Source organism: Frateuria defendens (assembly GCF_001182895.1).
Taxonomy (GTDB): Bacteria; Pseudomonadota; Gammaproteobacteria; order Xanthomonadales; family Rhodanobacteraceae; genus Frateuria_B; species Frateuria_B defendens.
Genome location: NZ_LFQR01000076.1, coordinates 1 through 12,659, shown reverse-complemented (window position 1 = coordinate 12,659; position 12,659 = coordinate 1). Strand labels below are relative to the sequence as shown.

The 12,659-nt window shown below is 69.8% G+C and carries 11 protein-coding genes and 1 pseudogene; 4 read left to right on the top strand and 8 right to left on the bottom strand.

Annotation, left to right across the window (positions count from 1 at the left end; all coding sequences use genetic code 11):
• The 8 genes and pseudogenes from ACH65_RS20815 to ACH65_RS11315 all read right to left on the bottom strand — a co-directional run.
• Positions 1–386, bottom strand: a pseudogene (locus ACH65_RS20815) (XVIPCD domain-containing protein); the annotation flags it as partial.
• A gap of 16 nt (positions 387–402) precedes the next feature.
• On the bottom strand, positions 403–894 hold the full coding sequence (locus ACH65_RS11340; protein WP_049622711.1) for a hypothetical protein: 492 nt from the start codon (positions 892–894) through the stop codon (positions 403–405).
• Positions 895–1,498: 604 nt separating this feature from the next.
• Complete coding sequence (locus ACH65_RS11335; protein ID WP_049622710.1) at positions 1,499–2,119, bottom strand: hypothetical protein; 621 nt, start codon at positions 2,117–2,119, stop codon at positions 1,499–1,501.
• A 16-nt stretch (positions 2,120–2,135) separates the two neighbouring features.
• A complete protein-coding gene (locus ACH65_RS11330; RefSeq protein WP_153242571.1) occupies positions 2,136–2,816 on the bottom strand; it encodes a hypothetical protein in 681 nt (226 codons plus the stop codon).
• 350 nt (positions 2,817–3,166) lie between these two features.
• Positions 3,167–5,764 (bottom strand): glycoside hydrolase family 31 protein, encoded by a 2,598-nt coding sequence (locus tag ACH65_RS11325; protein WP_049622708.1) that lies wholly within the window; start codon positions 5,762–5,764, stop codon positions 3,167–3,169.
• Between the two features lie 273 nt (positions 5,765–6,037).
• On the bottom strand, positions 6,038–6,184 hold the full coding sequence (locus ACH65_RS19850) for a hypothetical protein (protein ID WP_153242570.1): 147 nt from the start codon (positions 6,182–6,184) through the stop codon (positions 6,038–6,040).
• Positions 6,185–6,270: 86 nt separating this feature from the next.
• Complete coding sequence (locus ACH65_RS11320) at positions 6,271–7,902, bottom strand: alpha/beta hydrolase (protein ID WP_049622707.1); 1,632 nt, start codon at positions 7,900–7,902, stop codon at positions 6,271–6,273.
• 150 nt (positions 7,903–8,052) lie between these two features.
• Positions 8,053–9,732, bottom strand: a complete 1,680-nt coding sequence (locus tag ACH65_RS11315) for a serine hydrolase (RefSeq protein ID WP_049622706.1) — start codon at positions 9,730–9,732, stop codon at positions 8,053–8,055.
• 137 nt (positions 9,733–9,869) lie between these two features.
• Between ACH65_RS11315 and ACH65_RS11310 the strand changes: the two genes are divergently transcribed.
• From ACH65_RS11310 to msrA, 4 genes are all read left to right on the top strand, one after another.
• A complete protein-coding gene (locus tag ACH65_RS11310) occupies positions 9,870–10,712 on the top strand; it encodes a DUF72 domain-containing protein (protein ID WP_049622705.1) in 843 nt (280 codons plus the stop codon).
• A gap of 179 nt (positions 10,713–10,891) precedes the next feature.
• A complete protein-coding gene (locus ACH65_RS11305; protein WP_049622704.1) occupies positions 10,892–11,317 on the top strand; it encodes a guanyl-specific ribonuclease in 426 nt (141 codons plus the stop codon).
• Positions 11,318–11,373: 56 nt separating this feature from the next.
• Positions 11,374–11,598: an RNA-binding S4 domain-containing protein gene (locus ACH65_RS11300; protein ID WP_049622703.1), complete on the top strand. Its 225-nt coding sequence runs from the start codon at positions 11,374–11,376 to the stop codon at positions 11,596–11,598.
• A 226-nt stretch (positions 11,599–11,824) separates the two neighbouring features.
• Entirely contained in the window at positions 11,825–12,529 is a 705-nt protein-coding gene (gene msrA, locus ACH65_RS11295; protein ID WP_049622702.1) for a peptide-methionine (S)-S-oxide reductase MsrA, read from the top strand.
• The last annotated feature ends 130 nt before the right edge of the window (positions 12,530–12,659 follow it).

Below are 12,659 nucleotides of genomic sequence, written 5' to 3'. Positions count from 1 at the left end.
GGGAATAGATCAGAGCATCCAGAGGTGGTCGAGTGCATGGCGCCAGCCATATCAGCGAATGATTTGCCGCCAAAATCAACCACCATGGATTGCACGCGCAACACCGCGTGCAAGTCGGGCGATGCCGGGGCCCCGGGTGGGGTGAACGAGGATGCCGGCAGGGTGACCGTACCGCTTGTTCGGTCGTAATCGCCCACGGGCCGGTCCGGCGAACCAGGTGTTGCGAAGGCAAACCCATGTAGGGCGCCAGAGGCGGCGGAGGCGTCCAGCGATTGCGATAACGCTGGGTCCGACGCCAATGCTGCGCGGAGTTGACTGATTTGGCCAGCCGAAACGCCGGATTGTTGTGCGAATTGACTGATGGCCGCGTCAAGGGCCGGATGCATGGCGACTCCCTGTGCCTCAACGTGCGTCGGTGGTGCCCAAGCCCATGAGGCACTGGGTGCCTTGATCGGTCATCACCACATCGCGGCGCGTGACCGTCAGCACGATGTCAGCCTTCACGAAATTCACCCAATCGACGCCGCCGATTTCGGATGGGCTGAACTTTTCCGCGTATCCGTGTGCAAGGAGCGCTTGGCGTAGAGCATCGAGGCTCAACTCACAGATGGCTCCCAGGTCAGCGGCGCTGTCGGGGTTATAAAACCAGAAATTGAACCCAGCCTTCATGTCGGGTTTGGGCAGAAACACTTTCACGCCATAGTTCCATCCGCCACCGATATCGGGGCTTCGATAAACGAAGGCTCCATCTTCCGAGGTAAGCGTGCCACCGAACTGCTTGCCAACCTGGTCAAGGGTGATGTCCGAGGTCGAGGTCAGCTTGGTGAGGAAATCGAGTAGCGACCGAATTGCATGGGCGGCAGCTGCCGTACGCTGCGGGGCGGCGGAAGTCATGCGGGTTCCTTGAGGGGCAAGGCGGGGAGATGATGAGGTAGGGGCTGGCGCCGGTGCCGTTCGGGCCGTGGCACGGGGGGCGTCAGACGCCGGATGCTCATCGGAAGGAGCGGCATGCGCGCAGGCCACCGCGCTGGACAGGAAGAGGGCAAGCAGCGCGACACGGCAGGCCAGGTGCGGATGACTCATGGACTCGGCATCCTCGACTCCTTGAGATGGGCGCAATGGCGACCTTCGGCGGGCCCATCATAGCGGCCTGCATGCGCACAGGCATGGCGAATGGCACACGGCTTGGGCAACGCACCATGATCAGCGGCAAGGCCACACCCTCGCCGCTGGACCGGGTCAGCCGGCAGTTCAGCGCCGACCAGCCAAGCCAGCTGTAGGTGAGCTCACCTACGTATCGACCTGGCGGGGCTTCGTCTACGCGCCTTGGCTTCGTCGTCACGTCCGGATTGGATGTGCCGCTCCACCAGCGTGGTGTAGTCGTGCACGGGGCCAGGCTTGACTGCCACGGCCTGTACATCGCGGATAAAAGCGGTTCGCGCCTGCTCGGCAACCTGGGCGTTGAAGCCATGCTGGATCTCATGGCCGATGACGAAGGTCAGGTCGTGTACGTTGTAACGGTGCCGCCCCCGGCCATCGGTGTCGTCATCAGCGAATCGCTGACCAAATTCATGGTGTGGCTCGACGCATTGAAGCTACCGCCCACGCCAGCGCCAGGAGCCGTGAAGGCAAAGGATTCAAGCACGCGATGCTGAGGTTGAAGTGGGTCCACCGCAGTGGCCGCACGCTTGAGTTCAGCGGCCAAGATCGGCGAGCCGTTCATGGTGTCTTGCAGGTTTGTCAGCATGTCCGGAGTGACTGGGTGCATCGCACCCCCGCTGTCGGCGAACGACTTTCCACCGTAATCCACAACCATGGCCTGGACACGCAGTACGGCGTGCAGGTCTGAGCCGGTCCCTGAAGGGGAAAATGCCGAAGCCGGCAGCGTCACCATTCCGGTGGCTTGGTTGTAGTCGCCCACGGGCCGATCGGGAGCACCAGGTGCTGCGGCGGCAAAGCCGTGCAATGCGCCCGATGTCGCCGCGCTGTCCAAATGACGCGTCAAGTCGGCGTCCGACGCGAGCGAGGCGCGGAGCACAGCGACCTGCGCGGGCGAGACTCCGGGCTGCTGCGCAAAGCGGTTGACTGCGGCGTCCAGAGCGGGGTGCGAGGTAGACATGACGTCCTCCTGCCGCTCAGCGGCCGTCCGTGGTCTGTATGGCCATCACGCAGACCTCATCCCCGTTCGAAGCGACTACATCGCGAGGGGTCAGGGTCAGCACAATGTCATTCTTGACGAAATACACGCCGTCTACGCCGCCAATTTCCGAGTAACTGAATTCTTCCGTAAACCCATGAGCCACCAGCTGCTTGCGCAAAGCACCCAAGCTCAGCGCACAAACGGGTTTGGGGTCCGCGTTCCGCTGAGAGTTGTAGAGCCAGAAATTGAAGCCGCGTTTCATGCTCTTGTTGGAAGGAGAGACACTCACGCCGTAATTCCATCCCCCGCCAAGGTCCGGGCTTCGATAAAGCGATTCGCCGTCCTCGGGGCTGAGCGTCACACCGAACTGCCGCCCGACATTTTCGGGCGTCAGCTCTTCGCTGGACTTCAGGTTGGTCAGGAAACTGACGAGCCGCTCCGTAACATGAGCGGCAGCTGCCGAACGCTGCGGGGCGGCGGGAGTCATGCGGGTTCCTTGAGAGGCATGGCGGGGGGATGATGAGGCAGGGGCTAGCGACTGCGCCGCTTGGGCGATGGCACGGGTGACGTCAGGCGCCGGGTGCCCATCGGAAGCGGCGGCATGCGCACAGGCCGCCACACTGGACAGGGATAGGGCAAGCAGCGCGATGCGGCAGGCCAGGAGCAGGTGACTCATGGACTCGGCATCCTCGACTCCTTGAGATGGACGCAGTGGTGACCTTCGGCGAGCCGATCATAGCGGCCAGCCTGCGCACAGGCATGGCGAATGGCACACGGTTTGGGCAACGGCCGTCGCCCTCGGGGCGCAGGAAGGGACGTTGGGATGGCAGGGACCGGCGCCCCCTCGCACCCGGACGTGCCCGGTTGCCCGCCCTCCCAGCAAGACAATCGCGCCGGAGGTGAATGGCCTCGGCTTTGTAGGAAGCGCTGCCTCTTAGAAGCGTCCCGACGAGCGTTTGGCGCGGACCAATCGTCGGCTGGCGCGTATCGCGCACGGCTCAGCACCTCCGGCAGAACCGGAGCGGTTCATTTTGCCTCCGGCTCGATAACCAGCACCCCACCCGCCTCCTGCACCGGCACCTCGACCGCAGCCGTCCCGGCCTGCGCGTCGTAGGCGATCCGATCCACGGCTGCGCCGTCCAGCGTGGCGCCGCGCGGCGGCTTGCCGAGGCCGTGCACGACCACGCGCAGGCGCTTCCACCAGGGCCGGTACGCGCCTTCTTGCCGGCCGATGCGAAGCGTCACCCGGCCGTCGGCGGCGAGGTCGCAGGTCAGGGCCACGCGGCTGTACGCACCCTGGCGGTAACCGAAGCTGCGGCCGTCGTCGTCGTACACGACGCCCTCGCAGTCCGGCCCCGGATAGACGTCCAAAGCGAGCGGGCCGCCGGGCACCTCGTCGGTGCTCTGCACCGGCGGCTGGTGCGGGATGATGCTGCCGGCGCGCACGTAGACCGGCAGCTGATCGAGCTTGGGTTCGACCATGACCATGTGCGGCGTGGTGGCGTCCATGTCCCGGCCCTGGATCAGCTGGCCGCCCACGCCCCAGGTCATCAGCGAGCGCATCGCGTCCAGCCGGCGGCCGCTCCAGTAGTCGTACCAGCCGCCCGGCGGCAGGATCACCTGGTAGGCGCCGGGTGATTCGGGCGCCGGCGGGGGCGCCACCAGCAGGGCGCGGCCCCACATGAATTCGCTGTCGTTGGTGAAGTTGAGGTCCATCGGCGCGCCGTCGATGCGCGCCTGCGGAAACTCCATGAACAGCGGGCGCATCATCGGCACGCCGGTGCGCGCGGCCTCTTCCGCCAGCGCGTAGTTGTAGGGCAACAGGCGGTAGCGCGCCTCGATGTAGCGACGGCGGATCGCCTCGTGCTGCGGGCCGTCGGCCCACGGCTCCTGCGGCCGGCTCTGCGGATCGGCGTGGGAGCGCGCGATGGGCGTGAACATCGCCAGTTCATACCAGCGCGTCAGCAACTCCGGCGAGGCGATGCCGGCGAAGCCGCCGATGTCGGCACCGGCGAAGGTGAAACCACCCAGGCCCAGGCTGGTCAGCATCGGCACGGTGAGCTTGAGGTGGTTCCAGCTGGACACGTTGTCGCCCGACCACGTCACGCCGTAGCGCTGGCCGCCGGCGTAGGAGGCGCGCGTCATCACGAACGGCCGCTGCCCGGGCTTGAACGCCAGCAGGCCCTCGTAGGTGGCGCGGTGGTTCAGCATGCCGAAGACGTTGTGGATCTCCCCGTGCGAGGCCGTGCGCGGGGCGAAGCCCGGTTCGTCGATGCGGTGGCGGTTGTCCAGCGGCATGGTCTTGCTGGCCGTCTCGAAGATCGCCGGCTCGTTCATGTCGTTCCAGAAACCCGCGATGCCGTCCTCCAGCGCGAAGCGGCGGTAGAGCGTGCCCCACCACGCGCGCGTCGCCGCCTGGGTGAACTCGGGGAACAGCGTGGGCCCCGGCCACACGGGCGCGACGTAGGGCTTGCCGTCCGCCTGCTTGACGAAGCGGTCCTGCGCCATGCCCTCGTCGTAGGGCGCGTAGCCCGCGTGCGGCAGGTCGGCCACGTGCAGGTCGGTGATCGCCACCGTGTGCATGCCCTGGGCGGCGAAGTCGGCCACCATCTGCCTGAAGTGCGGGAAGGCCTTGGCGTCGACGGTGAAGGGGCGGAAGTGGTCCTGGTAGTCGATGTCCATCCACACCGCGTCGGCGGGAATGCGCTCCTTGCGCAGCCGCTCGACCACGCCGCGCAGGTCGGCCTCCGTCTTGTAGCCCCAGCGCGACTGCTGGAAGCCGAGCGCCCAGCGCGGCGGCATGGCGGGCGTGCCGGTGAGCCAGGCGTAGCGGCGCTCCACCGCCTTGGCGTCGGGGCCGGCCATCACGTAGTAGTCGATCGGCCCGCCCGGCGCGGCGATGCGCAACTGGCCCGGCACGGCATGGCCGAAGTCGAAACTGAGCCGCCAGGTGTTGTCCACGAACAGGCCCCAGTAGACGCCGCCGGTGTAGCCGATGAAGAACGGGATGTCCTTGTAGAGCGGGTCCTGCCCTTCGCGGTAGGCGTAGCTGTCGGTGTTCCACATCGCGTAGCTGCGGCCCAGGCGGTCGAGCGGGCCGAACTTGTCACCCAGGCCGAAGTAGTGGGCGTCGTCGGGAATGGCCTGGACCAGCGCGAAGCCTTGCGCGCCGTCCGCCCCCTCGCCCGTCGCCGGCGCGGCGAAGAAGGGCGCGCCGAGGTCGCGCAGCAGCACGTGGCCCGCGCTGTCGCGCACGCTCACCGCGCCGGTGGCGCGCGCCACGGTGACGGTCAGCGCGCCGGTCGCGAAGCCCACGGCATCGCCCTGCTCCACCGCCGACACTGGGGCCGACGCCGCCCTCGCTGCCGCCAGCGCGGCCCACGAGGCATCCTCCGGCAGCTTGCCGTCGCGCCCGATGCGGATGCGCACCACGCCCTCGCGCAGCGCCGTCGCCTGCAGCACGGTGCCGCCCCGATGCCAGGCGATGCCCGACGCCAGCCGCGCCACCGTGGCCGCGTCCTGCCCTGCCGGCGCGGCGCAGACCGGCAGCGCCACCGACGCCACGGCCAGCCACAACGCTGCCGCCCACCACTTCTTACCTCTACGGCGTGAAGCCACCACCATGTCCCCATCCCCTATTCGTTGCGGCCCGTCGCGCTGCGCAGGCCCGGCAGGCGGCCGCCATGCCCGTGCGCGTCACCCCGGATGCGACCGCTCACCCCGGACGCTCCACGTCCGAAGTGCTGCAACACCGGCATGACGGCACGCTCCCTCGGCCGCATCTTGAGGACCATACCATCGTCCGCGCCGCCGGCCGCGCGGGCATCGTGCGTTGCCCGCACCACGACGCCTTGTCGCGGCGGGAGTATCCGAACGACTTAGGAGGGCACCGGCCCGCTACGCGCCGGGCGGCGCCAGGAACGGCTTCAGCAGCGAGGCCGTCGCCGACCAGAGCGCCTCCCGCATGGCCGGACTGTCGGCCGGGTGCACGGGCGCCAGCGCGGCGGGCTCGCGGCGCTGGAACTGGTGACAAGCGAACAGCACGAGTCGGCCGGAGAAACCTGAGCCCGCCCCGGCTTGCCGGTCACCGCGCCGGGCGGCCCGGCGTCATCGCTGGCCCGGCCGCGCCATCAAGGCGCCGCGGCCGGCGCATGCAGGTTCGAATCCGGCCGCGCCACCGCGTACATCTCCCAGGCCATCCGCTTGAGCAGCGCCTGGCGGTCCTCGCCCTGCACGTAGAGGTCCATGTGGGTGCGGTCGGGCAGGAAGCGGAAGTCCGACTTCGCGCCCAGGCCGTCCAGCACCGCCTTGAGCTTGTGCGCGGCGCCGTCGAGGTAGAAGGTGTCGGCGGTGCCCACCACCAGGTGGATCTTGCCGTCGAGGTCGGGCTTGAGTTCGGGCCAGTGCGTCTTCAGGCGCCGCGCGATGTCGTAGTGCTCGCTCCAGTAGGCGACCACCGCCGGGTCCACCGCGCCGGTGTCGCGGTCGAACATCGGCAGCGGGCGGCCGGCCGGGCCGCGCGGGGAAAATACCCACTCGAACGAGGCCATCTGGCCGCCGTAGCTGCCCAGCACGCGCTCCATCCTGGCGAAGCTCTCGAAGTCGGCGATCACCTTGCTGTGGTCGCGCACCAGCGGGTACGGCGTGCCGTCGGCGCGGCGGTACACGTTGGCGTGGGGCGCGTAGAGGTCCACGCCGTTGAAGTCGTGGAAGTCGCTGGAATCGGGCGAGGTGGACCAGGTACCGCCGAACACCTTGGGGTAGCGCGTCTGCAGCCACAGCGTGGCCCAGCCGCCGGAGGAATGGCCGGTGAGGAAGCGCCCGGCGGGCCGGGCGTCCATGCGGTATTTGCGTTCCAGCGCGGGGATCAGCTCGGTGGTGAGCGCCTCGCCCCAGGGGCCGTTGTTCACCGAGTCGGCGAACTCGTGCGTGCCGGTGGGGCTGGACTCGTCCAGCAGCACCCAGATCATCGGCGGCACCTGCTTCTCCGCCATGGCGCCGTAGAGCATCGCGGCGTTGCCGGTGAGGGTGACGAGATCACCGGTGAAGCCGTGGGTCAGGTACACCGTGGGATACGTGGTGCGCGCCGACGGATCGTAGCCCGGCGGCAGCACCACCCAGCCGTGCAGGGACACGGGGCGGCCCCAGAACGCGCTCAGCGCGGGGCTGGCGAAGTCGATGGGCTGCACCGCGCGGCGCGCCTCGTCGAAATGCTTGCGCGTGGTCTCGCTCAGGTGGCTCGCGGGGATCTCCCACGGCTTGCGCGCGGGCACCGGCTCGGTGAGCGCGAGGTCCGACATGCCGTCCGCCGGCAGGTGCAGCGCGACCACCGGGCTCAACAGGTCGCCGCCGTCGCGGCCGTGGTAGTTGTAGTCGTGGTGGACATCGAGCACCGCCTGCACCAGGTAGTCGCCCGGCGGCAGCCTGGAGAAGGCGGCGGGGAAGGCCTGGTCGTCGCCGTCCAGCAGCACCTCGCCGCCCGGCGCCAGCCGCCCCACCTCGCGCGCGGCGATCGCCGTCTGGGTGGGGAAGAACGGGTTGACGTCCACCGCCTCCACCTTGCCGTCCTTGGCCGCGGCCCGGGCGGCCTTGGCGTCGACCGCGAACAGCAGCAGCCGGCCCGAGGCCGGCTGGGCGGCGGTGGCCGGCAGCGCGACGCGGAAGAAGGCGTGGGCGGCGGGCGCCGCCTCGCGCGCGGCGGCCGACGAGGCCAGCAGGGCGCCGCAGAGCAGCGCCAGCGCGCCGCGATGGATGGTGAGCATGGATCACTCCTCGGGTGGTGTGGAGCCGGTTGCCAATCGGTCTTGCAGGAGCGCGCCTGCGCGCGAGCGCAAGGCGCGGGTGTTCCCTCCGTTCCCTGCTCCCCCGCAAGAGCGCCGCGCACAGGCGCGCCTACGGGTGCCGGCGGTGCGTCACGGTGCGGAGGCCTTGCCCGCCTTCACCGGCACCAGCCGCAGGTCCTGGAAGTCGAAGCTGAAGTCGGTGAGCGGCGAGATCGGCACCATGCGCACCTCGCGGATATGGCCGTCCGCATCCAGGTCGAAGCTCACGAAGGCATCGGCGTTGAGCGAGCGGTCGTCCCAGCGCACGGTGAAGGTGTCGTGCTGCCACGGCGCCAGGGTGCCGGCGAGCTGCGGCGTCTTGCTGAAGGTGAGGCGCAGCTTGCCGCCCTCCTCGCGCACCACCACGTCGCCGTACCACGGGTCGCGGTAGGTGCCGGCGTACCTGGCCTGCGCCAGCGAAGGCCTGGACCTGGCGTCGCGCGCGGCCAGGTGCTTCTGCCAGCTGTCGCCGGCGTTGCCCTGCGCCTTCTTCACCGCCTTGTCGTACGCGGCCACCCAATCGGTCTTCTGCCCGGGGTGGAGGTAGGCGTCGAGCACGCGGTAGGTGACGGCGTTGAACGCCGCGCCGGATTCGGCATTGGTCAGCACCACCACGCCCAGCTTGAGCTCCGGCACCAGGGTCAGCCGCGAGACCATGCCCGGCCAGCCGCCGGTGTGCCACACCAGCCGCTTGCCGCGGTAGTCGGAAAGAAACCAGCCCTCGCCGTAGCCGTAGAACTGCGGCATCACCGGAGCCAGCTCCGGCACCGGCGGCGCGGCGATCTTGATCGGCGTGAGCATGCTCCACATCGAACGCTGGCTGGCCTCGCTGAAGAGGCGCCGCGGCTTGCCGTCCGCGCCCTCGCCCGGCAGCGCGCCGCCGGCGAGCTGCACGTTCATCCACTTGGCCAGGTCGTGCACGCTGGCGTAGATGCTGCCGGCGCCGAGGTTGTTGTCCCAGGTCGCCTCCGGCACCGGTTCGAGCTGCTTGAAGTCGGCCTTGGCGTGGCCGGTGGCGGCGTCCAGGCCGGGCGCGAGTCTGGTGGTGTGGATGATCGACTCGTCCATGCCCACCGGCTTGAAGATGTGCTCGCGCACGAAGTCCGCGTAGCGCTGGCCTGAGACCTGCTCGATCACCAGCGTGGCCACGGCGTAGAGGATGTTGTCGTAGGCGTAGCCGCTGCGGAAGCCGTTCTTGATCGGCACCTTGCGCAGGCGCTCGACCACATCCTTGGTGGAGTAGCTGGTCGGCGGCCAGTACAAGAGGTCGCCGGCGCCGAGGCTGAGGCCGCTGCGGTGCGCCAGCAGGTCGCGGATGCGCATCTCGCGCGTCACGTAGGGGTCGGACATCTGGAACCACGGCAGGCGGTCCACCACGCGATCGTCCATGTCCAGCCTGCCCTGCTCGCCCAGCATCTCCAGCGACGCGGCGGTGAAGGCCTTGGTGTTGGAGGCGATGGCGAACAGCGTGTGGGCGTCCACCGGCGCGCGCTTGCCCTGCTCGCGCAGGCCGTAACCCTGCTCCAGCACCACCTGGCCGTCCTTGACGATGGCCACCGCGATGCCGGGCACGTCGAAGGTCTTACGGGCGCCGTCCACGTAGGCGCCGAAGTCGGCGAGGTCGGGCGGCAGCGCGGGCCGCACCGCCGGGTCGCGCGCGGCCACCGGCGGCGCCGCGGGCGCGGGCGGCGTCTGCGCCCAGGCGCCGGCGGCGAACACGAACAGGGCCAGGCATCCCGCCAGCGGCGGGAAGGGCACGCGCTTGGACATCGTCGACTCCACATGGACTGCGAGGCGCCCAACTATCGCGGCAAAGCGCCGGCAAGGCCACCCTCGGAAGTCATGCACGGAAACCCTGCACGCCGCGCGTGGCAAGATGGCGCCCCTTTCGACGATGGAGCGCGGCCATGCCCGAGTCTCCCCGCCACGGCGACCTGTTCGCCCCGCCCGCCGCCCGCACGCCGATCCGCGTGGGCATCGGCGGCTGGACCTTCGCGCCCTGGCGCGACAACTTCTACCCCGCCGGCCTGGTGCAGCGCCGCGAGCTGGAATACGCCAGCCGCCGGCTGCGCACGATCGAGATCAACGGCACCTTCTACCGCGCGCAGTCGCCCGCCACCTACGCCAAATGGGCGGCCGAGACGCCGGCGGATTTCGTGTTCGCGCTGAAGGCGCCGCGGCGCATCACCGAGGGCCGCCGGCTGGCCCAGGCCGGCGGCGAGGCCAGGGCCTTCATCGACGGCGGGCTGGCGGAGTTCGGCGCGCGGCTGGGGCCGATCCTGTGGCAGTTCCCGCCCTCGCGGCCGTTCGACGCGGACGACCTCGCCGCCTTTCTCGACCGCCTGCCGCGCGACCTCGACGGCCGCGCGCTGCGCCACGTGCTGGAAGTGCGCCACCCGAGCTTCGCCTGCGGGCGCTACGTCACGCTGGCGCGCGCGCACGGCATGCCGACCGTGTTCACCGACTCGCCCGACTACCCCTCGCTGGCCGACCTCAGCGGCCCCTTCGTCTACGCGCGCCTGATGCGCAGCCGCGCAGGAGAGGAACACGGCTATCCAGCGAACGAACTCGACGAGTGGGCGCGCCGCGCCAAATCCTGGGCCGCCGGCGGCGACCCGGCCGAGCTGCCGCACGTGCTGCCGGCGCAAGCGGCGCAGGTTCCGCGCGAGGTGTTCGTGTTCTTCATCAGCGCCGCCAAGGCCCGCAACCCGGCGGCGGCGATGGCCTTGCAGGCGCGGGTGGACGCCTGAGCCGCCCGCGTGGGCGCCGGGCGGACATGCCCGGACAGCGCACCCTGCACACGCCCCCGCAAAAAGGCGGCGGCCATCGCGCACCGGCAGCGGTGCGCGATGGCCGCACCGGCCTCCCGCGCGCGGCGGCTGCACTACACTGCCGCCTCCCTTGATACATTCGCTGATGGACGTCGGGCATGCGCCTCACCAGATCCCTGTTTGTGCTGGTCATCGTGGTCGCCGGCGCCCTGCTCTGGCATCGGCAGGCGCCCTCGCCGGGGCACGTCGCGCAGACCGCCCCGGCCGCGTCGGCAAGCGAGGCCGGCGCAGCGGCCTCGCTGCAGAACCTGCCCGCCTACCTGCCGCCCGAGGCGCGCGACACGCTGGCGCTGATCGTGCGCGGCGGCCCGTTCGCGCACGCGCAGGACGGCAGCGTGTTCGGCAACCGCGAGGGCCTGCTGCCGGCGATGCCGCGTGGCTATTACCACGAGTACACGGTGGAGACGCCGGGGCTCGGCTACCGCGGCGCCCGGCGCCTCATCGCCGGCGGCAACCCGCCCGTCGTGTACTACTACACCGACGACCACTACCGCAGCTTCCGCCGCTTCGAGCTGCGTCGATAAACCCCGCGCCCGCGCCGCCACGGCCGCGGGCGCCCGTCATCCCACCGGCATCTTTCATGGACCAGATCGAATTCGAGCTCGACCGCGAGCACGTGGAACTCAACCAGTTGCTCAAGCTGTGCGGGCTGTGCGACAGCGGCGGCGCGGGCAAGGCCATCGTCGCCAGCGGCGCGGTGGTGGTGGACGGCGAGCGCGAGCTGCGCAAGACCTGCAAGATCCACGCGGGCCAGGTCGTGCACGTGGATGGCCTGGAGATCCGCGTGGTCGCGCCGCACGGCTGAGCCGGGGCGACGACGGCCGCGATGCGGGTCGCGAACCGGTCGGTACAAGGGTTTCGGGTTCTGGCGACCTGCTCTTTCCGGGTTCAAGTCCACTTTTGTCGCTTGCGCCCGGCAGGCCCATGACCTGCGCGCGGTGCGCGGGATGTAACCTCGAAGCCCGCCGGCGCGAAAGAGTGGACACAGGCCGGCTTCCGGCCATTGCCAGCCCATCGCAGCGAGGTCGTCCATGTCCCGTCGCCGTTCCCTTCCCCTGTCGTTTCTCGCCCTCCTGCTGTCCGCCGGCCTCACCGCCTGCGGCGCCGCCACCGGCGGCGAGGCCGCGCGCCTGCCCGCGCCGGCGCTCGACCCCGCCCCGACCGAGCCCGGCTACCGCACCGCGGTCTTCGCCGGCGGCTGCTTCTGGGGCGTGGAGTCGGTGTTCGAGCACGTGCGCGGCGTACGCTCGGCCACCTCCGGCTACGCCGGCGGCCAGGCCGCCACGGCCACCTACGAGCGGGTGAGCGAGGGCGACACCGGCCACGCCGAATCGGTGAAGGTGGTCTACGACCCCAGGCAAGTCAGCTACGGCCAGCTGCTCGAAGTGTTCTTCGGCGCCGCGCACGACCCCACCCAGCTCGACCGCCAGGGCCCCGACCGCGGCACGCAGTACCGCTCGGCGATCTTCTACGCCGACGCGCAGCAGCAACAGGTCGCCAACGCCTACATCGCCCAGCTCGCCGCCGCGCACGCCTTCGAGGCGCCCATCGTCACGCGCGTGGCGCCGCTCGCGGCCTTCTATACGGCCGAGTCCTACCACCAGGACTACGCCCGCCTGCATCCCAACGAGCCGTACATCGTCTACAACGACGCACCCAAGGTGGCGAGCCTGCGCCGGCTCTACCCGGCGCTGTACCGGCCCGAGCAGGAGGTGGTGCAAGTGGAGTTGCATTGAGTTGCGCCGGGGTTTGCCATCCACTTTCCTGCACGCGGGGGGGGGGTTCTGTAATCGGGCCGGCCGTTGGCCGGGGTTTCGCTCATCTGCCGATGAGCGAGCTACTTTCTCTTGCTTGTCCAAGAGAAAG

Excerpts from the sequence above, each read along its gene's own strand:
- ACH65_RS11340 (WP_049622711.1), bottom strand. The coding sequence starts at position 894 with ATGACTTCCGCCGCCCCGCAGCGTACGGCAGCTGCCGCCCATGCAATT.
- ACH65_RS11335 (WP_049622710.1), bottom strand. The coding sequence starts at position 2,119 with ATGTCTACCTCGCACCCCGCTCTGGACGCCGCAGTCAACCGCTTTGCG.
- ACH65_RS11330 (WP_153242571.1), bottom strand. The coding sequence starts at position 2,816 with ATGAGTCACCTGCTCCTGGCCTGCCGCATCGCGCTGCTTGCCCTATCC.
- ACH65_RS11325 (WP_049622708.1), bottom strand. The coding sequence starts at position 5,764 with ATGGTGGTGGCTTCACGCCGTAGAGGTAAGAAGTGGTGGGCGGCAGCG.
- ACH65_RS11320 (WP_049622707.1), bottom strand. The coding sequence starts at position 7,902 with ATGCTCACCATCCATCGCGGCGCGCTGGCGCTGCTCTGCGGCGCCCTG.
- ACH65_RS11315 (WP_049622706.1), bottom strand. The coding sequence starts at position 9,732 with ATGTCCAAGCGCGTGCCCTTCCCGCCGCTGGCGGGATGCCTGGCCCTG.
- ACH65_RS11310 (WP_049622705.1), top strand. The coding sequence starts at position 9,870 with ATGCCCGAGTCTCCCCGCCACGGCGACCTGTTCGCCCCGCCCGCCGCC.
- ACH65_RS11305 (WP_049622704.1), top strand. The coding sequence starts at position 10,892 with ATGCGCCTCACCAGATCCCTGTTTGTGCTGGTCATCGTGGTCGCCGGC.
- ACH65_RS11300 (WP_049622703.1), top strand. The coding sequence starts at position 11,374 with ATGGACCAGATCGAATTCGAGCTCGACCGCGAGCACGTGGAACTCAAC.
- msrA (WP_049622702.1), top strand. The coding sequence starts at position 11,825 with ATGTCCCGTCGCCGTTCCCTTCCCCTGTCGTTTCTCGCCCTCCTGCTG.